Consider the following 26,202-nt stretch of genomic DNA (forward strand, 5'->3'; position numbering starts at 1 on the left):
TGTCTGATGACCTTCGATGAATATATAGTGGCACAAAGCCACTATATATTTCAAGTCTAATTTTTAAACTTTTTTCAACGCCCTTTAAGACATAAAATTTGCAGTTTTAGAGCATTTAGAAATTCGATATTTAAGAGAGATGATTCTTCAATTAATTGAAATAAAAAGTTAATTTACAAAAAACATGACGAGTAGAACTATTATTAAAAGTAGCGGATATAACTTTGCCCGCCATAAATCAGGTAGTTTTGAAATAAATTTTTCTGAAAAATATAGTCCGATCCATGTTCCAGCAACCAAGAATAAAGCAGCTTCAAACCAGATTAGACCGATAAATCCGTTGGGTGTAGATTGCCAAAGTGACAATACGCAATAGGTCAGCGTTGCAGTTAAAGACAAAGGCAGCGTGAGAATATTTGCAATAGCGGCAGCCTCTGCCATAGAACTGCCCCGCCGCCGTAATAAAGGAACCGTCATTACACTTCCTCCAACACCTAAAAGTGCTGCAACCCAACCAATAATGCCCCCTTTAATGAGTTCACTGTTTTGACCATAGTGTTGCTTTTGCCTTGAGGTCACTATAAACCCTGGTCGGTAATAACAATCTAGAATGGTTATGAACACATAGCCCATAAATATCCAGCGAAGCCAATTTCCATTAAACAATGAGGCCATTACCGCACCGACAATTCCACCAAGTGCAATACCACCCCCTAAAAAGCGGATTTTTTGCCAATCTATATGTCCAGAACGATAGTGCCGAATGGTTGCAAAACTTGCCGAGCAGAGCATGACAAAAGCTGATGTAGCTACGGCGATTTGCATGGCATGTATGCCGATATTACTTTCATTACTCCACTTTTGAATAATGACTGTATAAAGCAAAGGTACAGCCACAAAACCGCCGCCAAAACCAAATAACCAAGTGGTGACTCCTGAAAGTAGTCCAAATAAAAATAGCTCATATAGCATCATCATCTTCCTCACGTTTATAGAGGCATGATATAAAATAGCTCTATGGCAAACTAACGTAGAAAAGCCATTTTTTTATTTGTTTCAGCCAAAAATATATGCGTAATATTTCAATTAACGAGGTAGACCATCTACCACAAGCAGTTCTAGCGTTAGGGTCAGATTATCCTGCTGATACCTTATTAGATACGCATAGCCATCGCCGTGCACAGTTCTTATATGCACCCGAAGGCTTGATGAAAGTTGAAACTGAAGATGGACAATGGCTCGTGTTACCGTACAGCGGTGTATGGATACCCGCAGGTAAACCACATCGGGTATGGCTATCTAAAGTCAGTACTTATAGTTTGTACATAGAAGCGAATAGTGCACCAAGACAGGCAACATATTGCGAGGTTATACAAGTCTCGCCTTTGTTACATCAATTGCTCATTCAGGCAAATCAACTGCCTATTGACTACCAACGTGCAGGCCGTGATGGTGCTCTTATCGATTTATTGTTATATGAGTTAGAAGTTGCACCAGCCCTGCCTCTGTTTATTCCATTGCCTCACAACACATTACTATCTAAACAGTGTGCTGAGTTTATGGAGCATCCTGATATTCATAGTAGCCCTAAAGATTGGGCACATGACCACAATAAAAGTGAACGAACTTTTCATCGTTGGTTTAAGTCTGAAACTGGCTTGTCCTTTCAAGCTTGGCGTAATCGAGTCTGCATCATCTATGCTTTAAATGCCTTAAAAGAAAATATCTCGATTACGGAAATTGCTTTTAGTTTGGGCTATGAACACTCGGCAGCTTTTACCGCAATGTTCAGTAAAATTATGGGTTATCCACCTACCCATTTTCAAAAAAGATTCCATGCGTATGATAAAGCGCTATAAAGATTTACTCATATGAATGGTGTCATAGGTCTCGATCCATTCGCGTTGAATAACCTCAAAACCTTGTAGAGTCCAAAACTCTTCAGCCGCCGGTAAAAATGGATGGGTATGCAAATACAAAGTCGTAATTTCACTGTTTTTGGCATGGCTAAACAACATGTCACATAGCTGGGTCGCGATGCCCTTACGGCGGTATTCAGGCAATACAAATAACTTAACCACCTCAACCGTATTAGACGGTAAATTTAAATCAAAACGATGGTCATAAGCCCGATATGCAATCGTACCAATAATACGATTTTGGTCTTTTACCGTAATAAAACAGCCCAATGGGTCATGGACATAATATTGTTCAAAATTTTGTAAATCTTTGGGGACTTGCCCATGATAAATTTCTGGGAATAAGAGCTGTCTTGTATAAAGCGCGAATTCTACCGCAGACACATAGTCTGATTTGCCCACTAGCTGATAATTCAACATATTCATAGCCAAGAATGATCAGGAATCACAATGGTTTTGTCTTGAATCATGGCTTCATGGAACTCAACATCATAGACACTTTTTAAAAACTTAGGATCGGTGATTCGTGTTTTAGACTCAGGCTTAACCACCTCATGTTGGCGCATAAAAAACAAATGATCGGCAAATAAAAAGGCCAAATTGGGATCATGCATAATCGCAATCACCGTAAAATTTTGCCGCGACAACTGACGCAATTTTTTCATTAAATAAGACTGATAATAAACATCGAGATGGTTGGTTGGTTCATCAAGCAAAATGACTTTCGGTGCTTGCACTAAAATACGGGCAATCATGACCAATTGTCTTTCGCCACCCGATAGCTCGGTATAAGGACGATCACGCAAATGCTCAATATCTAAATCAAGCAAAGCTTGGTCTACACATTCCCAGTCTGATTTTGAAGGACGATATCGGCTAAAAGCAGCACGTCCGGTAATCACTACATCTTTAACCAAAAATGGGAATACAGTTTTATGAAACTGCGGTAAAAAGCCGAGCAATGCAGCCCGATCTTTCCCTTTAAAGTCCGATAGTAGTTTTCCAGAGTAACGAATCAAGCCATCTTTTACAGGTTCTAGGCCAGCCATCAATTTAAAAAGTGTCGATTTTCCGCAACCATTACGCCCTAAAATGACGGAAAACTGATTTTCAGGAAACTCCAGATGAATGTTTTTGAGAACCTGTTTGTGCCCATAGGCATAATTTAACTGATCAATTTGAATCATGCCCAATGAGTCCTCTGTGTTTTCATTAATAATAAGAAAAATGGTGCGCCAAGTAGCATGGTAAAAATACCAATCGGTATTTCAAACGTCAGTAAAACCCGAGAAAAGTTATCAATCATGAGTAGAAAACTACCGCCCAACACCATATTGGCAGGAATACTGTAGCGGTGATCTGGCCCAACTAACATTCTCACAATATGCGGCATAAACAGCCCATATAAACTAATAATGCCTGCCGCAGCCACAGAAGTTGAGGTACATACAGTCACTAGTACAATTAAAAGAAGCTGTTCCCACCTTGGGTTAACACCCACTGCCTGCGCTTCTTCAGCACCAAGTGCCATTAAGTTTAAGCGCCAACGCATCGCAAATAATCCGGCAAGGCCAATACAAATAGGCAGCACGGCATATTGAACCTTTTGCCAAGACGCCTGATGTAAGTTGCCCATCGTCCATTGCACGATCGCTTGTAATTTAAATGGATCACTTAAATATTGAATAATCGTGAGACCTGCTAAAAACAGCCCCGAAACAATCATGCCCGATAAAATTACCATGACTAAAGACGTCTGGCTTTCATGTTTTTGATGCGCAAACAAATATGTTAAGCCAACAGCACAAACACCAAAAATAAAGGCTGATAGGTTTGGTGAAAGCCAACTTAAAGAAAGTGCCAAGGCTGCACCGAACGCAGCGCCAGATGAAATACCAAGTACATAAGAATCAACCAAGGGATTACGAAACAAGGCCTGTAAACCATTTCCCGCAGTTGCTAACGCAGCTCCCACCATAAAGGTCAGTAAAATTCTGGGTAATCTCACATTTACGAGAATGTTTTGCATCAGTCTAAATTGCTCAGCATCAAAATATGGCGTACCAAACACCGCTTGCACACCCCACCGCAAATAATCCCATGCACTCAATGTTTGAGTTGGCCCAATAAGCAGCGAGATAAAAATCATGAGGAAAGGTAAAGGGTAAAACCAATAATATTTCAGTTTTTCCATATTTATTGCACCAACGCTTTGGCAAGCTGCTCACCATACAACTTAGTTAAAATACGCTGTTGTAAAGCACTTACAGGTAAATCAGACTGTTCAGGATAAATACTATGATTCAAATAAATCGCCGTAATAATAATTTTGATGGTGTGCGGGTTATATATAAATGCAGGACTCAAATTAAATACCTTTCGGTTTTGTACAGCGCTTAAACCCTGTAATTCTTTTCGTTCATAAATTAGTTGGGGGTTGGTGTTCCAAAGCACAATATTGTCGGGGTTCCATTCAATTAAAGTCTCGGGATTTACATTGGGTTGATTCGTATTGGTCTGAACAATGTTGTACGCCCCCGCCAGCTCAATAAAATCATTGGTAATCGACTGACGTCCCGAGGTAGAAAAAATTCGGCCACCAGACCAAGCATAGTAAATCGATTGTTTATTTGGTTGACGTGCAGTTTTGGCTGCGACCTCCGCCACAATTTCATCAGAGAAATTTAAAATTTCTTGAGCTCGCTTTTGGGCACCGCTCAGAATAGCAATTTCAGAAAGTTCTTCTTTTACTTGCTGGTAGGTACTGGACTCCATCACATATACAGCAATGCCGAACTGCCGTAATAGTTCAATTGTTTGAGTCTGCCCGCTCCCTACAATCAGCAGATCAGGTTTTAACAACACAAGACTTTCAATATTGGTTGCATTTGCCCCTTGTGAAGGCGTCGCAAGCTGCTTATTGGCGATACGCTTATCTATTTTTGAATAGGCATTAAATAATAAAGGCTGGATGTATACTTCGGCTGGTATGCCAATCACTTTATGACCTTGCCCTAGCATATATAAGCCATCTAAACCCGACTCAAACAAAGAAACAATTCTTTGGGCGGGTTTGGCTACACAGACTTTTGTATTTGTACTATCAAAGACACATATCGAATGGGCTGCTAACTTTTCTTGCGCTTTACCACTTTGTTCAGATGAAGAACATCCACATAGAATTAGTAAAGTGAGTAATGAAGTGAATAACTTCATTACGGCATGCCTTGCACAAATACAGTGCATAATAAGAAGATGTGCCTATTTGGTGCATTTTTCATGTGAAAAAACACCATAAGTGAGCAAGACGGTTTGAATCATGGGTAATACAGCTGTCAAATTAAATGAGATAGCTAAGATATTAAAGAGTAAGCAAAAAAAACGCCAAATTTACCAAGTAATAAAAACTATTTAATTATTAGGCCAAAAAGTTTACAAGGTGGCTAATCAAATAATTTAATAGTGGTTACCACTCAATCAACATTAAAATAAATAACTCGTTATAATCCAGCCCAAAATCTGATAGACATTATCTTCCGATGCTGACCCAATCATCTTTCTGGCGTAGTCTTTACCGCTTAATTCATATTTATGCCGGTATTTTTATTGCACCATTTATCTTGTTCGCAGCAATCACTGGTTTACTCTATGCCATCACGCCACAACTTGAACAAGCAATTTACAAAGATGTTCTATATGTTGAGCCACTGAATCAAACACCACATAAGCTGAGCCAGCAAATTGAGGCTGCAAAGCAAGTAATGCCTAAGTCTGCACAGGTAATTGAAGTTAGGCCAACTCCTAGCTCTGATCAGACAACACGTGTAATTTTTTCAGACCCTATCCACGATTTTACAAGTGAAGCCGTTTTTATTGATCCTTTTACACTTAAAGCCAAAGGCCATCTAGCGGTTTATGGTACCAGTGGGGTTCTGCCATTTCGAACGACGCTCGACCAGTTACATAGCAATTTATTACTAGGAAAATGGGGGCGCTTTTATAGTGAACTTGCTGCAAGCTGGTTAGCAATTTTGATTTTAACCGGACTTTATAATTGGTGGAAGCGCCGTCAAAATCTTAAAATCAGGCAAACACAAAAAAATAGATTATTAAGATGGCATAGCACGTTGGGTTTAACTTTATTTCCACTTTTATTATTAATTGCCATTACGGGTCTTACATGGTCTGAGTGGGCTGGAGATAATATTCGAGTTGCTCGTCAGTGGTTTAACTGGCAAACACCAACATTAGCAACTTCCCTTCAAACAGATAATTTACCTACAGTGATGCACCATGAACATCACGAAATGCCTCATAGTGAAAATCTTAATTTAAATATTGTCTCAAGTGAGTACGATACTGCTCTTTCAATCGCCAGAGCACATGGTATTGATGCAGCACAGATACAAATCAAACCACCGACTAGTGGAAATCAAGCTTGGACTGTAGCCGAAATTCAGCGTAAATGGCCAACTCAAGCAGACAGTATCGCCATTGATATGGAACAACACAAAGTCATCGATCAACTTGCGTTTAAAGACTACTCGTTAGTGGCAAAACTCACTCGTTGGGGAGTTGATGCGCATATTGGGGTTTTATTTGGCTGGATAAATCAATTGGTACTGGCACTTTATGCCTTTCTACTGTGTATTATGATTATTTATGCATATAGGGCTGCGTTTAAAAACTCGAATTTAAAACTCATGACAACTCACTTCATTGGTCAAAGTCTATTAATTTGGAACCGCGCAACTGGCTCACAAAAAACATGGTTAATATTGGGGGGACTCGTGTTAGGTCTCAGCTTACCTGTTTTTGGTTTTAGTATTTTATTTACGCTGTTTATCTTTGCTATGCGTAAATATATTTCGTCTAAATCGTAAATAAAATTTCAATAACCACTAATTATTTTTCTTATTACAATATCTAAGCATCAACCATAAAAAAAGCGGTACTTGATTATGTCTATTCATCAAGTACCGCTAAATTTAAAGCAATATTACACTGGATTCATTCGCTCAAGTTCACGAATTAAACCAGAATGGTCAAGTTCACCGTCTCCAGCAGCAAGCATATTTTCAAATAACTGACTCACTTGTTGGGCAACAGGTAAATTTAACTCTAAGGATTTAGCATAGCTAACGGCTGTATGAATGTCTTTATGCTGGTTTCGAGCTGTACCTCCCGGTTTAAAATTTCGACTTAGCATACGCTCGCCATGTTGCTGTAAAATTGGAGAATCTGCAAAACCGCCTGTGAGCGCTTGTTTGAGCTTAATAGGATCAGCTCCAGCTTTACTGGCCAGTAATAAGCCCTCGCTTACAGTTGCAATGGTAGTTGCTACAATCATTTGATTCACAAGTTTTGCGAGCATTCCGCAGCCAACCCCACCTACTAAAATTGGTCGGCCCATTGCACTTAAAATAGTTTCAGCTTGTGAAAATGTTTTAGCTTCACCACCTACCATAATAGCAAGACTTGCATTTTGGGCACCTTTTTCGCCTCCAGAGACTGGAGCATCTAAATATTTAAATCCTCTTTCTCTGCATTTTTCACTTTGTGCTTTTGCAACATCAACGGGTATCGAACTCATGACAATAACCGTACTTTCAGGTTTTAGCTGTGAAATCGCGCCGTGTTCTTTAAACAGGATTTCATCGCAGGTTTTTCCATCGCTAAGCATACAGATCAGAAATTCTACATCTTTTCCGACTTGTTTAAGTTCAGAGCAAACTTGGGCACCAGCTTCTTTTAAACTATCTGCTTTAGATAAAGTTCTATTCCAAACCTTAATTTGATGGCCTTCTTTGAGTAAATGCATAGCCATCGGCAGTCCCATAATGCCTGTCCCCACAAATCCGATGGTCGCCATTATTTCATCTCCGTAGCAGTCCGAACTTTAAGTTGCTGCTGTTCTACTTTTAAGCTATTCGATTTTAACTTTGCTAATAACAACAAGCCCAAACCACCCATTGCTACAAAGCCAGCAATAGCAAGGAATGCCACTGTATAGGTGCCTGTGGTGGTATATAAATAGCCTGTTAAATATGGACCAGTAAAACCACTTAAATTACCTACCGAGTTAATTAACCCAATTCCAGCTGCGGCACCCACACCCGTTAGAGTTTGCCCAGGAATGGTCCAGAAAATGTTAATTGCGCTAAATACACCAATCGCAAGAAGAATAAAGCCCACAATAATTGCCCAAGGATGATTCACAATCAGTGCAATCGCAATAGCTAACGCCGCCATAAGTGCAGCACAAGCACCGTGTTTATAACGTTCTTGTTTACGGTCAGAACGGCGGCTCCATAAAACCATCCCAACAGCTGCAAATGCATATGGAATTGCGGTGAGTAAGCCATTTTGAATAAGGCTAATTTGCATACCAAATGTGTTACGGAATGACTCTAAAACACTTGGTAAGAAGAAGAACATCGCATTTGAACCAGAGGTAATTCCAAAATAAACAACCGCCATAATCCAAACCAAAGGATTTTTAAACACTTGTTTAATGAGTTCACCTTTAGTTAAAGCAGCATCGGCAGATTGCTCTTTTTCTCTTTCTTCACGCTCTAATGTGGTCATTAACCATTGACGCTGCTCAGCTGTTAACCACTCTGCTTCTTTTGGGTTATTGGTTAAATATTTAAGGCAAATTAGTCCTAAAATAATGGATGGGATCCCTTCCAGCACATACATCAAACGCCAGCCTTCATAGCCAATGGTATTGCCCCATTGCATGAGTCCGACTGAAATTGGTGCTCCAATAATTTGAGCAATTGGCAATCCAAGATAAAACGTGGCAAAAACACGGGCACGATATTTTGCAGGAAACCATAAGGTTAAATAAAAGATCACACCGGGAAAGAAACCTGCTTCAGCAATACCCAGTAAAAAACGTAAAACAATAAACTGCGTACCGCTATGAATAAAACCCATGAGTGCTGCAATGATTCCCCAAGTAATCATGATTCGGGCAATCCAGATTCGCGCTCCAAACCGATGAAGCAAGATATTACTCGGCACTTCTGCAATAAAATAACCTAGAAAAAATACACCTGCACCTAAACCAAAAATGGTTTGAGTAATTCCAAGTGCATCATTCATATGTAACGCGGCAAAACCAATATTGGTCCTGTCTAGGAATGCCATAATGAATAAAATAATGAGAAACGGGATAATTCTGTTTGAAATACGTTTAATTGTCTGCTCTTCGAGAGCAGTTACATTTTTGATATCTTCCATAATAACTCTCACATCAACTGGCGATCACTGCCATTAATTTTGGGTATCTTCTATATGTGCCTGAATCACGCTTTCAAAATTTTCGTCTGCTTGGAAACCTAAAGATTCGGCATATTCAGCTTTCACCTGAACAGGCCAACTTTGGACAATACGTTGAATGGTTTTATCTTCTTGCCATTGCACCAATTCAGTTGCTTGTTTGCCCGCAACTTTTTCAAGAGCCTCAAGCATTTCGTTAACGGTGACTGTTAATCCCGGTAGAGGAATAATTCGGTTATCTTGAAGTACATCTGAAGAAATTGACGCAGCTTTAATCATTGATTCAACACAACGTCGCGGTGAAGTAATAAAAACTGGAGTATCTGACTGGACTGGGCAAACGGCCGTTTCACCTTTTAACGGTTCGCGAATGATTGAACTAAAAAATGTCGATGCCGCTTTATTAGGTTTACCGGGACGAACCACAATAGTCGGTAGTCTTAAAATACGGCCATCAATAAAACCTTTTCTTGAGTAATCCGAGACCAGCAATTCTCCTACTGCTTTTTGCATACCGTAAGAAGACTTTGGTGTAACAACTGTCTCATCTGTCACAACCTCTGGTAATTGGCCACCAAATACAGCACAGCCGCTGGCAAAAATGACTCGAGGCGTGGTTTGTTTCTTTCTTAATTCTTCTAATAAATTTAAGAGCCCATACAGATTAACATCCATACCTAAATCAAAATCAGCCTCCGCTGCTGAGCTCACCACAGCAGCCAAGTGCCAAACGACATCAATATTTTCTGTAATATGAGCAACTGTAGTTTTATCGGTAATATCACCGACAATCACTTCAACTCTTGGATCTTGTGGCACATCATCGCCAGCAAATGCATCAAACAGAATAATTTTATCGATGGACTGCGGTTTATTGTCATCTAAAGTCAAACTGCCAGCCTTTAAGATCTCTTTAGCAATTTGTTTTCCAATAAAACCAGTTCCACCGGTGATTAGTACATTCATACAGAGGTCCTTTCCTAGTTTTTATTCACTTAAAAACTTTTGTAATTGTCGTGAATTAAACGATAAGGACTCCTTTCAATAATTTCCAATGAATAATTTCTAAATATTGATAACTTTTTAATATCAGTTTTATATTTATAAATTTATAAAACAAAACAGGTTTTTTCTTTTTATTTTAAAGCCTCAGACGTAGTCATAGTTTGAGGCTGAATTGTTTATTTACGTTTTGCATTTTTAAGTAAGATATTAATAAATGCTGATGCAATATCAGACACTGGTTCATCTTTACGCGTCAAAATTCCATAATCCTGTGCATCTAAAATTAGATCTGTTTCTAAAATCTGTAGTTGCCCTTCTTTTACCTGATCGATCACCATAGCTTCGGGCAACATTCCTACCATAGGCGCACCTTTTAGTATCTGCAAAAAGGTCTGCATCGACATGGTATTTACCGTATTTAAGGGGATTTTGACTTTTGCTCGGGCAAATGCGCCTTCCATCCGTTGTCGAATTGGCGTGCCTTTAGGATAGAGTACCCACGGCCAATTTAATAATTCTTCTAATGTACAAAACCTCTTCTTAGCACATGGATGAGCATTATTAACAACAATACAAAACGGCTCTGGGCCTAAAGGTTGGAAATCAAAAAACTGGCTTTGCGTCACATCGGTAAAACGACCTATGGCTAAATCTAAAGTATGCTCACTTAGCATTTCCATTAAATGGTCACTGGTTTGCTCAACAACATCGATAGAAAGTAAGGGCCATTGTTTTTTAATCTCAATAATTGAGTTTGGAATCACCACTGCGGTTGCGGCAAAGATACCACCAACTTTTAAAAAACCGTGACCACCTAATCGTAAAATTTCAATGTCTTCGACAAAATGCTTTGCATCATTTAACACACGCTGCGCATATCGAATTACATGTTCACCCAAGGCTGTTACTGGCATATTTCGGGGTAACCGTTCAAAAACAGGAAAGCCCAGTAATCCTTCTATTTCCTTTAGCATTTTACTCACCGCAGGCTGACTTAGGTTCATCTGCTCGGCGGCCAAATGCATGTTATTGGTTCTAGCCAAAGTTTCTAATAGCACTAAATGTTTAAATTTCAACCAATTATTTAAGCTTGTGTAAGTCAAATCAGCCATTTTCAAAAATCCCTTTCGATAACTTTTCGTTATTAATAATTAAATTATTACGATTGGTGTTTATTAAATAAGAAACATATCATGATTTCAAATAAAAGAAGGATGCTTTAAATGAACTTTACGTTAAATTCCCAGAACTCATTACCAGACGACGCTACCCAAGGATGTCTAATTGGTCGCGCGTGGATTCCAAATCAAATTTCCGGTCCATCTCCGATTCTTTTAAAAGGCGATCAGGTTTTTGATATTTCTGAAAAGTTCCACACTATTTCCCAGTTACTTGAGAGTTCAGATCCTTTAAAAGCTTTAGCTGAAATTGAAGGAAAATTAGTTGGCTCAATTGATGAGTTGTTTGCCAATACAGTCGCCGAGCCAGATACAAACAAGGCATATTTTTTAGCCCCTATTGACCTGCAAGTGATTAAAGCAGCTGGTGTTACCTTTGCAGCAAGTATGTTAGAGCGCGTGATTGAAGAACAAGCGGGCGGCGATGCACAAAAAGCTCAATCAATCCGTGAAGTGGTACAAGGGGTAATCGGCGATAATTTAAAAACAATTGAACCCGGTTCTGAAAAAGCGCTGCAACTCAAAGAATATTTAATTGAACAAAAAATGTGGTCTCAATATCTTGAGGTGGGTATTGGTACCGACGCTGAAATTTTTACTAAAGCACCTGTCTTAGCAGCCGTAGGAACGGGTCAAAATATTGGTATTCACCCAAAGTCTGAGTGGAATAATCCAGAACCAGAAGTCGTATTAGTTGCCAATAGCCAAGGTAAGATTTTAGGTGCGACTTTAGGTAACGATGTGAATTTAAGGGACTTTGAAGGTCGTAGTGCCCTCTTGTTAAGCAAAGCAAAAGATAATAATGCATCTTGTGCAATCGGCCCGTTTATTCGCCTTTTTGATCATACTTTTACTTTAAATGATATTCGCGCTTGTGATGTTGAACTGCAAATTCAAGGTACAGATAACTTTGTGCTCAATGGGATTAGCTCTATGTCTCAAATTAGCCGTGATCCCGAAGATTTAATTCAACAAACGCTGAATGAAAATCACCAATATCCAGACGGTTTTGTTTTGTTTTTGGGTACTTTATTTGCGCCTACTCAAGACCGTGAACAAGCTGGTGCAGGCTTTACCCATAAAGTGGGAGATATAGTTCGTATCCATTCACCAAAGCTCGGCACTCTATACAACACGGTCATGACCAGTGATAAAGCGATGCCGTGGAATTTTGGCATAAATGCTTTGATGCACAATTTAAAACAACGCGAATTACTATAATTTTCAAGTATTATCGACTGGTTCAATCGTAATATTCATCACTTAAAAAATTAAATTGCTGAGCGAGATCAGTAGAAGGATCTAAAAATGAATGATCAAGATAAACGGATTTTTTTACGTAGCCAAGAATGGTTTGATGATCCTGAACATGCCGACATGACAGCACTCTATGTCGAGCGTTACATGAATTATGGCCTGACCCGTGCCGAGCTACAATCAGGCCGCCCTATTATTGGTATCGCACAAACAGGTAGTGATTTAACTCCATGTAATCGTCATCACAAAGAGCTTGCTGAACGTGTGAAAGCAGGCATTCGAGATGCGGGCGGTATTCCTATGGAATTTCCCGTTCACCCAATTGCTGAACAGTCTCGACGCCCTACTGCTGCACTCGATAGAAATTTAGCTTACTTAGGTCTAGTTGAAATCTTACATGGCTATCCACTTGATGGTGTGGTACTAACAACGGGCTGCGATAAAACGACACCTGCATGTTTAATGGCAGCCGCAACAACAGATATACCGGCAATCGTGTTATCTGGTGGGCCAATGTTAGATGGTCATTTTAAAGGTGAGTTAATTGGCTCAGGCACGGTACTTTGGCATGCAAGAAATTTACTTGCCACAGGTGAAATCGACTATGAAGGCTTCATGGAAATGACCACTTCAGCATCGCCTTCGGTCGGGCATTGCAACACCATGGGCACTGCACTTTCTATGAATGCTTTGGCAGAAGCGTTGGGTATGTCTTTACCGACATGTGCAAGTATTCCGGCGCCGTATCGTGAACGTGGGCAAATGGCCTATATGACAGGCAAAAGAATTTGTGAAATGGTTCTAGAAGATTTACGCCCTTCTAAAATCATGAACAAACAATCATTTGAAAATGCCATTGCGGTAGCCTCAGCATTAGGCGCATCAAGTAACTGCCCTCCTCATTTAATTGCAATTGCTCGTCATATGGGGATTGAGCTGAGTTTAGAAGACTGGCAACGTGTTGGAGAAAGCATCCCGCTCATTGTGAACTGCATGCCAGCGGGCAAATATTTGGGTGAAGGTTTCCACCGTGCCGGTGGTGTTCCTGCTGTTTTGCATGAATTACAAAAAGCGGGTGTATTACACGAAGACTGTGCATCAGTCAGCGGTAAAACAATAGGTGAAATTGCTAAAAATGCAAAAACCTCAAATGCCGATGTCATTTTTCCTTATGAACAACCTTTGAAACATGGCGCTGGTTTTATTGTGCTCAGTGGCAACTTCTTTGACAGCGCCATTATGAAAATGTCTGTAGTGGGTGAAGCATTTAAGAAAACCTATTTATCTGACCCAAGTAGTGAAAATAGCTTTGAAGCACGTGCAATCGTTTTTGAAGGTCCCGAAGACTACCATACCCGAATTAATGACCCTGCTTTAAACATTGATGAGCATTGTATTTTGGTCATTCGAGGCGCTGGAACAGTTGGCTATCCGGGTAGTGCGGAAGTTGTAAATATGGCCCCACCCGCAGAATTAATTAAAAAAGGAATTGACTCTCTGCCTTGCCTAGGCGACGGCCGTCAAAGTGGAACATCTGCTAGCCCTTCTATCCTAAATATGTCACCTGAAGCTGCGGTAGGGGGCGGCATTGCTTTATTAAAAACCAATGATCGTTTGCGCATCGATCTAAATAAACGCTCCGTAAATGTCCTCATTTCAGACGAAGAGTTAGAAAAACGCCGTCAGGAATGGAAACCCACTGTCTCTACATCTCAAACGCCTTGGCAAGAAATGTATCGCAACATGGTAGGTCAATTATCTACTGGCGGTTGTTTAGAGCCTGCAACGTTATATATGCGTGTGATCAATCAAAATAACCTGCCACGGCATTCTCATTAATTTCAGGATTCTATTATGACCATTATCGGACACAACTTTATTGGCGGTTCACGTAGTGCACAAAGTTCCACTTTACTAAAAAGTTTAAATGCAACGACTGGTGAAACTTTGCCTTATGAATTTCACCATGCAACCGAACAAGAAGTCAATCAGGCCTGTGAAGCAGCCAGCCAAGCTTTTAAGACTTACCGTCATACATCACCTGAACAGCGTGCTACCTTTTTAGAAAATATTGCCGATGAACTCGATGCTTTAAGTACAGATTTTCTAGAGACTATTTCGCAAGAAACCGCTTTGCCACTTGCACGTTTACAAGGCGAACGTGGTCGTACCAGTGGGCAAATGCGTCTGTTTGCTAAAGTGTTGCGTCGTGGTGACTTCTTAGGGGCGCGTATTGATACAGCTTTACCTGAGCGTCAGCCTTTACCGCGCCCAGACTTGCGACAGATTAAAATCGGTGTTGGTCCTGTGGCAGTCTTTGGGGCAAGTAACTTTCCTTTAGCATTCTCAACTGCGGGTGGTGACACTGCTTCGGCACTAGCGGCTGGTTGTTCGGTGGTAGTCAAAGCGCATAGTGGACATATGGCGACAGCAGATTTTGTAGCGCAGGCAATCGAACGTGCAGTAGAAAAATTAAATATGCCTAAAGGCGTATTTAACATGATCTATGGTAATGGCGTGGGTGAACCTTTAGTGAAGCACCCTTTAATACAGGCTGTAGGTTTTACAGGTTCACTTCGTGGTGGTCGCGCTTTATGTGACATGGCCGCAGCCCGCCCACAACCGATTCCAGTCTTTGCTGAAATGAGCAGCATTAACCCGATGTTGTTGTTGCCAGAAGCATTAAAAAACCGTGGTGAAAAAATTGCACAAGACTTAGCAGATTCGGTTGTTTTAGGCTGTGGTCAGTTCTGTACCAATCCGGGTTTAATTTTAGGTTTTAAATCAGCCGAATTTACTCAGCTCATTAACAACCTAACCGAAATTATGGGTGGCAAACCTGCACAGACTATGCTGAATGCCGGAACATTAAAAAGTTATACCGCAGGTCTTGAGCACTTAACCGAGCATCAAGGCATTGAACACTTGGCGGGTCAAACCCAGCAAGGCAATCAGGCACAGCCACAACTGTTTAAAGCAGATGTTGAGTTGTTACTGGCAGGGGACCAACTTCTGCAAGAAGAAATCTTTGGGCCAACCACAGTCATCATTGAAGTTGAAGATAAAGCCCAACTCATTCAGGCCTTACAAAGCATGAATGGGCAACTGACTGCGACTTTAATTGCCGATGAGGCAGACTTAACCGAGTTTGCAGATGTGGTTCCTGTGCTAGAGGAAAAAGCCGGTCGATTACTCATAAACGGCTACCCAACAGGAGTTGAAGTGTGTGATGCCATGGTTCATGGTGGACCATACCCAGCAACTTCAGATGCCCGAGGTACTTCAGTTGGAACCTTGGCAATTGACCGTTACTTAAGACCTGTGTGTTACCAGAACTATCCGCAAAGCTTATTGCCAGAGGCTTTAAAAGACAGCAATCCATTGCAGATTTTAAGATTGGTGAATGGTGAGATGACCAGAGAAGCGATCTAATCAATTTAAAAAAGAGGCCACAAACGGGTCTCTTTTTTATTTCTACATCCAGAGCTTATAGATAGAATAAAATTTCCTAAATTAATTTGGTTTGTAATTGATATTTTTTAAAAACAAATCAACCGCGTATTCAACCCAAGTACTAATTTCATTCTCTGATATTAAATAATCAGGATGCGTCAAACATTTTAGATGAGCATCACTTCTTAATAACGATAAAAATATATTCGCAGCAACTTCTGAAGAAGAACTTAATTCAATTTCGCCCTGTTTAACGGATTTTTCTAGATATCCTGCAATGATATTTGCTAGACGCTGTGGACCCAACTCAAAGAATTTTTCAGATAACTCTGGGAACCTTACCGCTTCTGCAATACAAACCCTAAAAAAAGCCAAGCCTGAATGCGATAATATAAAACACAGATAGGTCTTCCCAATTTCAGTTAGTGCTGAGCGTAAATTATCGGCTTTTGTCTCAACTAAAATAATTTGTTTTTGCATGTTGGTACATTGACGTTCAATCACCGCTGCAAACATCGCTTCTTTATTCTTATAGCAACCATACATGGTTGCTTTTGAAACCCCCGCTTCCTTTTGAATCATGTCGGTCGTTGTTCCACTAAAGCCGTGGACCAAAAAAAACTTTGTTGCTGCATCCAGAATTTTTTGATCTTTTTCATGAGCTTTCGTTAAACCAGACATATTGACCTTATAAAAATTTTAGCGATTTCGTTCTAAGTGTAACTCATCGAAAAGTTCAAAATCGAGAATTGACGGAAATTTAATTAAAGAGTAGAGTACCGATCGGTACAGTACAGTAAATATCTACTCCGTGCAATGAATTGATGTTTAAGATTTAAGGTAAAAGATGAATACAAAGCCACTCATCGGTTTAGCAGGTGCAATATTTGCTGCAATGACTGTTGAATTTAATAACCGAATTACCAGCATTACTTTAGTCGACATTAGAGGTGCAATGGGCATTAGTGTCGACTCGGGTTATTGGGTTAACAGTATTTACGCAAGTGCAATGATTATTGGAATGATCCTGTCTACGAGTTGGGCAGTTATTTTTTCAATGCGCAGAGTTCTTCTTTTTGCCATAGGACTTTGCCTTGTTTCTAGTGTTTTAATCCCTTTTAGCCCAAATATCGAAATCTTTTATCTATTACGTGGCTTACAAGGGCTCGCCAATGGTTTAACCATTCCTTTGCTCATGGCCTGTGCGCTTAGATTTTTAGGACCTGATATTCGACTATGGGGCTTAGCCTGCTATGCATTAACTGCGACGTTCTTTCCCAACTTAAGTGCTGCACTCTCAGCTTTTTATTTAGATGTAATTGGCTGGAAAATGATATTTTTCCAAACCATTCCTTTTTGTGCGCTAAGTGCTGCACTGGTGTATTTTGGTATTCCCCAAGATCCTCTTAATTATTCAAGAATAAAAACTTACGATTGGATGGGCGCCATTTTAGCGATTATTAGCTTAGCGAGCCTGAGCACCATGTTGTTGCATGGCAATCATTTAGATTGGTTCCATTCCCAATTAATTTGTATATTGGCCTTAATCAGTGCGATTACTTTACCTTGGTTTTTCATACATGAATGGCGCCATCCAAGCCCATTAATTAAACCGCAAATGCTAGAAATCCGAAATTTTGCTTATGCTGTTTTCGCACTCTTTTGCTTTGTCATTATTGGTATGTCTACAAGCACATTACCACTCAATTACTTAAGTGCTGTTCATGGCTATAAACCCACTCAGACCATGTGGATTGGCTTACAAATTGCGGCATTGCAATTTATCTATATTCCTATTGTTGTGAAGCTTTTAAATCAAGCTTGGGTGGATAGCCGATACGTACACGGGTTTGGTTTACTTCTGGTCATTGCGGGTTGCATAGGTGCAAGTCAACTTGATACCACATGGAATCAAGACCAATTTTATTTTTGGCATGCAATCTCATGTCTGGGGCAAACCTGTGTCGTGCTCTCGCTCTTAATGATGGGAACAAACAGTGTTCACCCAACTATGGCAATTTATGCATCCCCTATGATTAATACCCCGCGTGCTATTAGCGGTGTACTGGGTGTTTGTATTTTGGATTGGATCAATCGAGTGCGCGGTGAATACCATTCAACACGGCTGATTGAAAATACCGCCCAACATGTTTTCCAAAATATTCAAGGCCCTGTCATTAATCCACTTACTCCCCCTGTTCTGAACGCAAATGGTGTAGATCGTGTTTCAGGTGGTTTGTCTGCCCTAAATTCTGCGATTCAAGCACAACAATCTGTTTTAGTTATTAGCGATCAATATCTCATCTTAGCTGGCCTTACCGCTATTTTGTTTATTGTGATGTTGATTTTGCCAGTTCGAACTTATCCGCCACGTATTGCTCTCATTAAGTTAATGAATAGTCATAACTCAGGAAAATCTTTATGAGTACTCTCGAAGCCCAAGACACCACCCGTACCGAACCACCCAAGTTAACCAAGGTGCAATTTCTCAAAAAGCATTGGGTTATGGCTATTGCGTTTATTATTGTCTTAGCATCTATTTTGTGGGTTTTAAAACTTATATTTTTACCCTCTTCGGTTGTTGAAACAGACGATGCACGTGTAGATGTAGAGTACTCAACGATTGCCCCTAAGGTATCTGGCAATATTGAGGAAATCTATATTAAAGATCACCAGACCGTAAAAAAAGGCCAACTTTTAGCGCGGATTGATGCACGTGATTATCAAGCTGCTTTGGCTGAAGCTGAATCTAATTATGCCAAAGCGCAAGCTGACCTGAGTGAAGCAATGCTCGCAGTGGATAGACAACCCACTGTTATTCGAGAAACTGAAGCACAGCTGAGAAAAGTAGAAGCTGGAATTAAGCTCACAAAAGACAATACGGCGCGTTATGAGCAACTACAAGCACTTGGGGCCGAGTCTAGATTAATTACCCAGCAGTCTAAGACTACATTGACTGAACAATATGCTGACTTAGACAGCAGTAAAGAAAAAGTGATTGATGCACAGTATCAGCTCAACCAATACAAGATTCAGGTACAAGCCAAACAAGCTGCCCTTAAACAAGCACAAGCGGCACTTGATAAAGCAAAACTGAATTTGAGCTATACAGAAGTACGTGCACCTATTGATGGTATGATTGGTCAAAAGTCAGCTAACGTAGGTAACTTTGTGAGCGCTGGTAATCCACTCATGGTGGTTGTTCCTTTAGATCAGGTTTATGTAGAAGCTAACTTCCGTGAAATTGAGTTAAAAAAGATCAAGATCGGACAACCAGTTAATGTCTATGTAGATGCTTATAACGTTGAGCTAAAAGGTGTGGTAGACAGCTTCTCTCCATCTACTGGCGCATTTTTCTCTCCGATCTCGGCGACCAATGCAACAGGTAACTTTACCAAGATTGTTCAGCGTCTTCCTTTACGGATCAAGCTCGTTGAAAATCAAAAAGATGTTAAATTATTACGTCCTGGTTTATCGGTTTTAGTCTCTATTGATACGACTAAATAATTAGTCTAAACCTTGGAATATGAGAGAAAAAAGAGACCTTTTACGGTCTCTTTTTTAATTAATCTAAATTCATGGCAACCGATCTGGTTGCTTTACGCTTTCGCGTGACGAACAATCCACAAACCACCACAAGCGAAGTTACACCTAAAGATAAAGTGGTTTCATAACTATATGCTGGCGATAAGAACATATAAGCCAACACACTTAAAATAATAATAATCACAAACCAAGTAAGCCATGGGAATAACCACATTTTAAATGGAATTTCCGCTCCAGCTGTTTCTAGTTTATGTCTTAAACGCAATTGGGAGAAAGCAATAACCAAGTACACTAGTAAAGCAATTGACCCTGTGCTTGAAAGCAATAAGCCAAATACTTTTCCAGGGAATACATAGTTAATAACACAACATACTAAACCAATAAAAGTTGAAGAAAACACAGCTATTGCAGGTACACCCGCATAATTGATTTTAGTTACGGCTTTTGGGGCTTCACTACGAGTGCCCCAACGAAATAACAAACGAGAAAAAGGATAAATTGCCGCATTCATACAGCTCGCTACGGCAATAAACACGACCGTATCAATGATGAGTTTAGTGCCCGGTACGTTTAAGCTCATTAAAACGTATTGGAATGTCCCGTACTTTTGTAAGTCCGGTGAACGCCAATCGACAAGTGAAACAGCAATAAACATTGAGACCACAAAGAAAAGAATAATACGGTACAGCACCAAATTGGTGGCACGTCTAATTTTCTGTTTAGGGTTAGATGACTCGGCTGCGGCAATCGAGACAATTTCTACGCCAAAGAATGAAAATGCCGTAATTAAAATAGCAGATAAAATTCCGCCCATACCGTGCGGCATAAACCCAGCGTTGTTATATAAATTGGCAACTCCACTAATATTTTTAGCTAAAGGCCAAATACCTGAAATTGCCAAAATACCAATAATAATGAAACCAATAATGGCCACTACTTTGACTAGAGAAAACCAGAACTCAAACTCACCAAAACTTTTAGTACTAAAAAAGTTGGCCAAGCTTAAGAACACAATAAAACAGAACGCATAGATAGAAACTGAAACGTTCGGAAACCACGAATGTAAAATTTCAGCGCCTGCAATGGCTTCAACCGGAATCGCAAGCACCCAAAACCACCAATATAACCAACCAATGGTAAAGCCTGCCCAAGGACCAATCGCTTTACGGGCATATGTAGAAAATGAACCAGTGTCCGGCTCTAAAACGGCCATTTCACCTAACATTCGCATCACCAGAAATACCATAATGCTGGTAATGAGGTATGCAAGAATTACTGCTGGGCCCGCCTTGGCAATTGCAGAGGATGAACCGACAAATAAACCTGCACCAATAACACCGCCAATACTAATCATTGTGATATGGCGATTTGAAAGTCCTTCGCCTAATTTTTTTGTTGTATCATTATTCATATTTCAATCCTTAAAAATATATTTATAAAAACAATCTATTACATGTTTAAAATCCTACGATAATGAAAAAGGGAAAACTTATTGTTTTCCCCTTGTTGCAATAATTAATTTAAAGTTGGCATTGAAAATTGTTTTGCTTCACGGACCTGAGCAGATGGCCAACGTTGCGTAATGGTTTTACGGCGTGTGTAAAAACGGACACCATCTGGACCATAAGCATGTAAATCACCGAATAATGAACGCTTCCAACCACCAAAACTATGATAAGCAACAGGTACCGGTAAAGGCACATTAATACCGACCATACCGACTTGAATATGGCTACTAAAATAGCGTGCTGCTTCCCCATCACGGGTATAGATACAAGTACCATTACCATATTCGTGTTCATTAATGAGTTGCATGGCTTCTTGCATAGTATTCACACGCATAACTTGCAACACAGGACCAAAAATTTCTTGCTGGTAGCTGGTCATGTTTGGTGTGACTTGATCAATTAAAGTTGGTCCGACAAAGAAACCTTTTTCGTAACCTGTCGGTTTTGCATCACGACCATCAACCACAATTTTTGCGCCTTGCTGTTCTGCGCTTTGAATATAGGCTTGTACCTTGTCTTTATGTGCTTGGGTAATAAGTGGCCCAAAGTCGTTGCTTGCATCTGCATAGTTGCCGAACTTCAATTTTTTCATTTCTTGAGTCAGCTTATCAATGACTACATCGGCAACTTCATCACCAATGGCAACTGCTACTGACAATGCCATACAACGTTCACCTGAAGAACCAAAAGCTGCGCCCAACAATGAAGCTACTACGTTATCAATATCGGCATCAGGCATAATAATCGCGTGGTTTTTTGCCCCACCTAATGCTTGGCAACGTTTGCCCGTAGATGTTGCAGTACGGTAAATATATTCAGCAATTGGTGTTGAACCCACAAAGCTAACCGCCTGAATACGAGGATGATGCAATAAAGTATCTACCGCCTCTTTATCACCATTCACCACGTTAAACACGCCGTCAGGTAAACCCGCCTGCTTTAATAATTCTGCAAGGTATAAAACCACAGAAGGTGCTTTTTCAGAAGGTTTTAAAATAAAGCAGTTACCGCAAACCAGTGCCATTGGGAACATCCATAAAGCTACCATGGCTGGGAAGTTAAACGGTGTAATGCCAGCCACAACACCTAACGGTTGGAACTCGCTCCATGAGTCGATATCTGGACCGACATTTTTTGAATATTCCCCTTTTAAAAGCTCTGGTGCACCGCAAGCATATTCAACGTTTTCAATACCACGTTGCAGTTCGCCTTGAGCATCATGAGAAATTTTACCGTGCTCTTGTCCAATCAAAGCGCAAATCTTTTCAGCATTTTGTTCTAATAGTTGTTTGAACTTAAACATGACACGTGCACGTTTAATGACTGGTGTATCGCGCCATGCAGGAAATGCTTGCTCGGCTACCTGAACTGCCTCATTTACGGTTTGAGCATCTGCAATTTCGACTTCTTTACTAATTTCACCCGTCGCAGGATTGTAAACTGGCTGTTTTCTTGCCGTTTTAGATACAATTCTTCCTTGAATGAAATGCCCTAGCACTTTTTTGGCTTGTTCACTATGCGTACTATTTTCAGTTGAAACTTCTTCATAGCTAAAATCTTCTAGGCCATTTGTCATTGTTGTTACTCCTTACTACAATTAGTTTTCAGATCAAACTGTATTTTTCATTTAGATTTTGAAGTTGGGTCTGTTGGCATTACAGATCCCGGTAAAATACCTAATAAACTTTAATTCACTTGATAAAGCGCATCGCCCACGGCATTCATTAAGCGGTCAATATCTGCTTCTGTACTGTTAAACATTGGGCCGAACTGAAGCGTGTCGCCTCCAAAGCGAACATAGAACCCTTCTTTCCAAAGTTTCATACCAAGCTCAAAACCTCGGATGGTGGCATCGCCATCACGCGGAGCTAACTGCAACGCACCAATCAAGCCACAGTTGCGAATATCTAAAATGTGCGGCGCACCTTTTAAACCATGCAGCATTTTTTCAAAAGTTGGTGCTAGTGCCGCAGATTGAGCTAATAAGTTTTTCTTCTCTAAAACTTCAAGCGCAGCTAAAGCAGCCGCACAAGCAACCGGATGTGCCGAATAGGTATAGCCATGAGTAAATTCAATGGCATGTTCAGGTAACTCTTGCTGCATAAAGGCAGAGTAAATTTCATGGCTTGCAACCACACCACCTAACGGAATAGCACCATTGGTCACTTGTTTCGCAAAGTTCAAAATATCTGGCGTGACCCCAAAATATTCTGCAGCAGTCCAAGTTCCTAAACGGCCATAACCTGTAATTACCTCATCAAAAATTAACAAGATGTCATGCTGATCACAGATCTCTCTTAAACGTTGTAAATAACCCGTTGGTGGCACAATACAACCCGCCGAACCAGAAATAGGCTCCACAATGACAGCGGCAATATTTGAAGCATCATGTAGCTCAATTAACTTAAGCATTTCATTGGCAAGTTCTACCCCGCCTGTTTCTGCACAGCCTTTGGTAAAAGTTAAATTCGGCTGCAAGGTATGAGGTAAATGGTCTACATCCATAAGCTGACCAAACATTTTACGGTTGCCACCAATGCCGCCTAAGCTTGTTCCCGCAACGTTTACACCATGATAGCCACGGGCACGACCAATCAATTTAGTCTTGCTTGGTTTACCTTTAATGCGCCAATAAGCTCGTGCCATTTTAATAGCGGTATCTGCCGACTCTGAACCCGAGTTGGTAAAGAAAACGTGTTGTAGTTTTTCAGGCATATGCTGAACAATTTTATCTGCCAACTTAAAAGACAACGGATGACCAAACTGAAAAGCTGGTGAGTAGTCAAGCTGACCTAATTGATTACTCACCGCTTGTTGAATTTCAGGCAAGGTATGACCAGCACCACAAGTCCATAGGCCTGAGAGTGAGTCGTAAATTTCACGGCCCGAATCATCAATTAGGTATGATCCTTTTGCCCCCACAATCATGCGCGGATCTTTAGCAAAGTTCCGATTTGCAGAGAAAGGCATCCAATGTGCCTGATAATTTATGTGCATATTATTATTAGTTTGAACCGCATCCAAAGTATGCTCTGAGTCACTGAATTTATCCGTATCAAACATAACCATTCCTGTTTATTTTCAAATTATGGTTTGAGTGTACATAGCGTGATAAGTTTGATAAATTCAAATTATCTTGAGTTTAGATTTAAAAAAACAAAACTAAATGAAACCCAAAAAATTAAATCAAGTCACTGATTTTGATATTAAATTACTTAAAATATTTAAAACGGTTTGCGACTGTCATAGTTTTACATCTGCAGAAAGCATTCTTGGCATTAGCCGTTCTGCAATCAGTTTGCATATGAGTGATTTAGAAAATCGTTTAGGCATTCGGCTATGTCAGCGAGGCCGTGCCGGATTTGCCCTGACCGATGAAGGACGAGAAATTTTAGAATATATCGAAGTACTTACGGCAGCGATTGAAGACTTCCGCTCCAAAGTTAACCAAATGCATAATCGTCTTAAGGGTGAGTTTAATATCGGTATTATTAACAATCTTGTGACTATGCCTAGAGGCTATATCACCAATACGTTGACCCAACTTGCAGAGGAACATGCCGAAGTTATTATTAACATTAGTATGAGCACCCTTTCAGATATTGAATGCCGTGTGCTCGATAACCGTTTGCACGCAGGCGTTATCCCCCTTGTGACGCCATTGTCTGGTCTAGACTATTTCGATTTATATAGCGAGAGTTCATTTTTATATTGCGGCAAAAATCATCCCTTGTTTAGCCAGTGCAGCAACATGAATTTAGATGAGTTAAAAACATGGCAAGCAATCCTTCCTAATTATGCCATCACACCAGAAGCGGCAAAGTTGCATCAGCTTTTAGACTGTAAAGCGACAGCAAGTGACCGTGAAGGCATCGCATTTCTGATTTTAACTGGAAAATTCTTGGGTTTTTTACCCGATCACTATGCAAAAAAATGGGTTGAAGATGGTTTTATGCAAGCTGTTTCAAAGGAAAAAATGCATTACAGCACACCCATTTGTTTAATTACTCATAAAGGCAAAAACCACAATATTATTTTAAAAACCTTTATGGAGATGCTTGAGAAGCGGATTGTTGCGGGTTAAAAAAGAGACCAGTTAATGGCCTCTTTTTTAATATCTTATTAAACAACTTAATGAATAAACACATTTGAAGCTATTAAGTTCTCTAAGGTATCATGCTGATCAGTAAGCAAAATTAATTCTTGCGAATGATACGTAGATTGACTAGACCCATCTCTATCAACTGAAATAATTAGCCCCACCTGACTATCTTTTACAGAAATATAATCTTGAAGATCTCCATTGTCATTTATAAGCAGTTGAGACAAATCAATTTTATCATTCTCTACAAGATTAAAATCCGTCCACTCAGTCTTAACATTTCCACCTAAATTATCTGTATTATCGAGAATATTAAAAACTACAGTATCTGCACCATCTCCTAGAATATAAGAGTAAGTCTGATTTGGTATGTTTGTCTCGATTACATCGTTACCAGTTGTGCCAAATACTGGTTCGGCAATATGTTGTTCAATTTGAGCTTTATCCCAAACAGTTCCATCATCAAATACAATAGAAGATAAATTATCCTTACCAAAACGTATTGTCGATGCTGAATCATTGAAAGATATTATGATGAGTGAATCCGACTGCTTAAGTGAAATATCACTAGAGGATACTGATTTTAATTGAAGGGTATTTTCTTCAGCTGCATTATCTAAAATATGAATAGAGCTTGATGAAGTAAGTAATGCTTTATCTACAATATAAGTATCATTCCCAGCTTGACCTTGTAAAGCCGTATACACATTGGAATTACCGCCATAAATCAACGTATCATTACCTGCACCACCATACAAATAATCCGAACCTATATTAGAAATTAATGTATCGTCTCCATCACCACCATACAGATAATCATTCTGTACACCACCTTGAATCGTATCATTGCCTCCCAAACCATAAATAGTTGAAATCTCAGCATCTGCTTGAAGATTATCTGCTGCATCAGTACCTAATAATTTACCAATAGTATTAGCTTCAATTTG

22 protein-coding genes are annotated in these 26,202 nt (G+C 40.0%); 8 read left to right on the top strand and 14 right to left on the bottom strand.

Annotation, left to right across the window (positions count from 1 at the left end):
- Positions 1–168: 168 nt before the first annotated feature.
- Positions 169–972 (bottom strand): sulfite exporter TauE/SafE family protein, encoded by an 804-nt coding sequence (locus tag J663_RS12840; protein WP_033850121.1) that lies wholly within the window; start codon positions 970–972, stop codon positions 169–171.
- Positions 973–1,070: 98 nt separating this feature from the next.
- On the opposite strand from J663_RS12840, the gene J663_RS12845 reads away from it, so the two are divergent.
- Positions 1,071–1,859 carry an AraC family transcriptional regulator gene (locus tag J663_RS12845; protein WP_016685105.1) on the top strand — a complete coding sequence of 263 codons (789 nt, stop codon included), beginning with the start codon at positions 1,071–1,073 and terminating at the stop codon, positions 1,857–1,859.
- Here J663_RS12845 and J663_RS12850 read toward each other — a convergent pair.
- The 4 genes from J663_RS12850 to J663_RS12865 are packed head-to-tail and all read right to left on the bottom strand — an operon-like array spanning position 1,854 to position 5,135.
- A complete protein-coding gene (locus J663_RS12850; RefSeq protein WP_033850123.1) occupies positions 1,854–2,345 on the bottom strand; it encodes a GNAT family N-acetyltransferase in 492 nt (163 codons plus the stop codon). The genes J663_RS12845 and J663_RS12850 overlap by 6 nt on opposite strands.
- Positions 2,342–3,106: an ABC transporter ATP-binding protein gene (locus J663_RS12855; protein ID WP_031983229.1), complete on the bottom strand. Its 765-nt coding sequence runs from the start codon at positions 3,104–3,106 to the stop codon at positions 2,342–2,344. The genes J663_RS12850 and J663_RS12855 overlap by 4 nt, the downstream gene beginning before the upstream one ends.
- Positions 3,103–4,113 (bottom strand): FecCD family ABC transporter permease, encoded by a 1,011-nt coding sequence (locus tag J663_RS12860; protein ID WP_080973424.1) that lies wholly within the window; start codon positions 4,111–4,113, stop codon positions 3,103–3,105. The genes J663_RS12855 and J663_RS12860 overlap by 4 nt, the downstream gene beginning before the upstream one ends.
- A 2-nt stretch (positions 4,114–4,115) precedes the next feature.
- On the bottom strand, positions 4,116–5,135 hold the full coding sequence (locus J663_RS12865) for an ABC transporter substrate-binding protein (RefSeq protein ID WP_033850125.1): 1,020 nt from the start codon (positions 5,133–5,135) through the stop codon (positions 4,116–4,118).
- 323 nt (positions 5,136–5,458) lie between these two features.
- On the opposite strand from J663_RS12865, the gene J663_RS12870 reads away from it, so the two are divergent.
- Complete coding sequence (locus J663_RS12870) at positions 5,459–6,802, top strand: PepSY-associated TM helix domain-containing protein (RefSeq protein ID WP_033850128.1); 1,344 nt, start codon at positions 5,459–5,461, stop codon at positions 6,800–6,802.
- 116 nt (positions 6,803–6,918) lie between these two features.
- On the opposite strand, the gene J663_RS12875 is transcribed toward J663_RS12870, so the two are convergent.
- The 4 genes from J663_RS12875 to J663_RS19325 all read right to left on the bottom strand — a co-directional run bounded on the left by J663_RS12875 (position 6,919) and on the right by J663_RS19325 (position 11,323).
- Positions 6,919–7,791, bottom strand: coding sequence for an NAD(P)-dependent oxidoreductase (locus tag J663_RS12875; protein WP_032006220.1), 873 nt, complete (start codon positions 7,789–7,791; stop codon positions 6,919–6,921).
- Entirely contained in the window at positions 7,791–9,167 is a 1,377-nt protein-coding gene (locus J663_RS12880) for an MFS transporter (protein WP_033850130.1), read from the bottom strand. The genes J663_RS12875 and J663_RS12880 overlap by 1 nt, the downstream gene beginning before the upstream one ends.
- A 33-nt stretch (positions 9,168–9,200) precedes the next feature.
- Complete coding sequence (gene denD, locus J663_RS12885) at positions 9,201–10,172, bottom strand: D-erythronate dehydrogenase (protein WP_032006222.1); 972 nt, start codon at positions 10,170–10,172, stop codon at positions 9,201–9,203.
- Between the two features lie 215 nt (positions 10,173–10,387).
- On the bottom strand, positions 10,388–11,323 hold the full coding sequence (locus J663_RS19325) for a LysR family transcriptional regulator (RefSeq protein WP_032006223.1): 936 nt from the start codon (positions 11,321–11,323) through the stop codon (positions 10,388–10,390).
- 111 nt (positions 11,324–11,434) lie between these two features.
- Here J663_RS19325 and J663_RS12895 point away from each other — a divergent pair, with 111 nt between their 5' ends.
- From J663_RS12895 to J663_RS12905, 3 genes are all read left to right on the top strand, one after another.
- Positions 11,435–12,610, top strand: a complete 1,176-nt coding sequence (locus J663_RS12895) for a fumarylacetoacetate hydrolase family protein (protein ID WP_033850133.1) — start codon at positions 11,435–11,437, stop codon at positions 12,608–12,610.
- A gap of 87 nt (positions 12,611–12,697) precedes the next feature.
- A complete protein-coding gene (locus tag J663_RS12900; RefSeq protein WP_033850135.1) occupies positions 12,698–14,485 on the top strand; it encodes an IlvD/Edd family dehydratase in 1,788 nt (595 codons plus the stop codon).
- A gap of 15 nt (positions 14,486–14,500) precedes the next feature.
- The gene (locus tag J663_RS12905) at positions 14,501–16,078 is read left to right on the top strand and encodes an aldehyde dehydrogenase (NADP(+)) (RefSeq protein WP_033850137.1); all 1,578 of its coding nucleotides are present in this window, start codon (positions 14,501–14,503) and stop codon (positions 16,076–16,078) included.
- 81 nt (positions 16,079–16,159) lie between these two features.
- On the opposite strand, the gene J663_RS12910 is transcribed toward J663_RS12905, so the two are convergent.
- Positions 16,160–16,780, bottom strand: coding sequence for a TetR/AcrR family transcriptional regulator (locus J663_RS12910; RefSeq protein ID WP_033850140.1), 621 nt, complete (start codon positions 16,778–16,780; stop codon positions 16,160–16,162).
- A 166-nt stretch (positions 16,781–16,946) separates the two neighbouring features.
- Here J663_RS12910 and J663_RS12915 point away from each other — a divergent pair, with 166 nt between their 5' ends.
- Both J663_RS12915 and J663_RS12920 read left to right on the top strand, forming a co-directional pair.
- The gene (locus J663_RS12915; RefSeq protein WP_033850142.1) at positions 16,947–18,524 is read left to right on the top strand and encodes an MFS transporter; all 1,578 of its coding nucleotides are present in this window, start codon (positions 16,947–16,949) and stop codon (positions 18,522–18,524) included.
- Positions 18,521–19,606, top strand: coding sequence for an HlyD family secretion protein (locus J663_RS12920; protein WP_033850144.1), 1,086 nt, complete (start codon positions 18,521–18,523; stop codon positions 19,604–19,606). Before J663_RS12915 ends, J663_RS12920 begins: the two co-directional genes overlap by 4 nt.
- Positions 19,607–19,664: 58 nt before the next feature.
- On the opposite strand, the gene J663_RS12925 is transcribed toward J663_RS12920, so the two are convergent.
- The 3 genes from J663_RS12925 to J663_RS12935 all read right to left on the bottom strand — a co-directional run bounded on the left by J663_RS12925 (position 19,665) and on the right by J663_RS12935 (position 24,222).
- On the bottom strand, positions 19,665–21,056 hold the full coding sequence (locus J663_RS12925) for an amino acid permease (protein ID WP_033850146.1): 1,392 nt from the start codon (positions 21,054–21,056) through the stop codon (positions 19,665–19,667).
- A gap of 104 nt (positions 21,057–21,160) precedes the next feature.
- Positions 21,161–22,729 carry a CoA-acylating methylmalonate-semialdehyde dehydrogenase gene (locus J663_RS12930; RefSeq protein ID WP_033850147.1) on the bottom strand — a complete coding sequence of 523 codons (1,569 nt, stop codon included), beginning with the start codon at positions 22,727–22,729 and terminating at the stop codon, positions 21,161–21,163.
- Positions 22,730–22,839: 110 nt separating this feature from the next.
- Positions 22,840–24,222 carry an aspartate aminotransferase family protein gene (locus J663_RS12935; protein ID WP_081404733.1) on the bottom strand — a complete coding sequence of 461 codons (1,383 nt, stop codon included), beginning with the start codon at positions 24,220–24,222 and terminating at the stop codon, positions 22,840–22,842.
- A 97-nt stretch (positions 24,223–24,319) separates the two neighbouring features.
- Here J663_RS12935 and J663_RS12940 point away from each other — a divergent pair, with 97 nt between their 5' ends.
- Entirely contained in the window at positions 24,320–25,237 is a 918-nt protein-coding gene (locus J663_RS12940) for a LysR family transcriptional regulator (RefSeq protein ID WP_033850151.1), read from the top strand.
- 47 nt (positions 25,238–25,284) lie between these two features.
- Here J663_RS12940 and J663_RS12945 read toward each other — a convergent pair.
- Positions 25,285–26,202: calcium-binding protein (locus tag J663_RS12945; RefSeq protein ID WP_033850152.1), on the bottom strand; the 918-nt coding region annotated here is incomplete at its 5' end.

The sequence above is a fragment of the Acinetobacter sp. 826659 genome (assembly GCF_000588515.1).
Classification (GTDB): Bacteria; Pseudomonadota; Gammaproteobacteria; order Pseudomonadales; family Moraxellaceae; genus Acinetobacter; species Acinetobacter pittii.

Excerpts from the sequence above, each read along its gene's own strand:
- J663_RS12845 (WP_016685105.1), top strand. The coding sequence starts at position 1,071 with ATGCGTAATATTTCAATTAACGAGGTAGACCATCTACCACAAGCAGTT.
- J663_RS12940 (WP_033850151.1), top strand. The coding sequence starts at position 24,320 with ATGAAACCCAAAAAATTAAATCAAGTCACTGATTTTGATATTAAATTA.
- J663_RS12900 (WP_033850135.1), top strand. The coding sequence starts at position 12,698 with ATGAATGATCAAGATAAACGGATTTTTTTACGTAGCCAAGAATGGTTT.
- J663_RS12880 (WP_033850130.1), bottom strand. The coding sequence starts at position 9,167 with ATGGAAGATATCAAAAATGTAACTGCTCTCGAAGAGCAGACAATTAAA.
- J663_RS12895 (WP_033850133.1), top strand. The coding sequence starts at position 11,435 with ATGAACTTTACGTTAAATTCCCAGAACTCATTACCAGACGACGCTACC.
- J663_RS12875 (WP_032006220.1), bottom strand. The coding sequence starts at position 7,791 with ATGGCGACCATCGGATTTGTGGGGACAGGCATTATGGGACTGCCGATG.
- J663_RS12840 (WP_033850121.1), bottom strand. The coding sequence starts at position 972 with ATGCTATATGAGCTATTTTTATTTGGACTACTTTCAGGAGTCACCACT.
- J663_RS12905 (WP_033850137.1), top strand. The coding sequence starts at position 14,501 with ATGACCATTATCGGACACAACTTTATTGGCGGTTCACGTAGTGCACAA.
- J663_RS12915 (WP_033850142.1), top strand. The coding sequence starts at position 16,947 with ATGAATACAAAGCCACTCATCGGTTTAGCAGGTGCAATATTTGCTGCA.
- J663_RS19325 (WP_032006223.1), bottom strand. The coding sequence starts at position 11,323 with ATGGCTGATTTGACTTACACAAGCTTAAATAATTGGTTGAAATTTAAA.
- J663_RS12850 (WP_033850123.1), bottom strand. The coding sequence starts at position 2,345 with ATGAATATGTTGAATTATCAGCTAGTGGGCAAATCAGACTATGTGTCT.
- J663_RS12925 (WP_033850146.1), bottom strand. The coding sequence starts at position 21,056 with ATGAATAATGATACAACAAAAAAATTAGGCGAAGGACTTTCAAATCGC.
- J663_RS12920 (WP_033850144.1), top strand. The coding sequence starts at position 18,521 with ATGAGTACTCTCGAAGCCCAAGACACCACCCGTACCGAACCACCCAAG.
- J663_RS12930 (WP_033850147.1), bottom strand. The coding sequence starts at position 22,729 with ATGACAAATGGCCTAGAAGATTTTAGCTATGAAGAAGTTTCAACTGAA.
- J663_RS12865 (WP_033850125.1), bottom strand. The coding sequence starts at position 5,135 with ATGAAGTTATTCACTTCATTACTCACTTTACTAATTCTATGTGGATGT.
- denD (WP_032006222.1), bottom strand. The coding sequence starts at position 10,172 with ATGAATGTACTAATCACCGGTGGAACTGGTTTTATTGGAAAACAAATT.
- J663_RS12860 (WP_080973424.1), bottom strand. The coding sequence starts at position 4,113 with ATGGAAAAACTGAAATATTATTGGTTTTACCCTTTACCTTTCCTCATG.
- J663_RS12855 (WP_031983229.1), bottom strand. The coding sequence starts at position 3,106 with ATGATTCAAATTGATCAGTTAAATTATGCCTATGGGCACAAACAGGTT.
- J663_RS12870 (WP_033850128.1), top strand. The coding sequence starts at position 5,459 with ATGCTGACCCAATCATCTTTCTGGCGTAGTCTTTACCGCTTAATTCAT.
- J663_RS12910 (WP_033850140.1), bottom strand. The coding sequence starts at position 16,780 with ATGTCTGGTTTAACGAAAGCTCATGAAAAAGATCAAAAAATTCTGGAT.
- J663_RS12935 (WP_081404733.1), bottom strand. The coding sequence starts at position 24,222 with ATGGTTATGTTTGATACGGATAAATTCAGTGACTCAGAGCATACTTTG.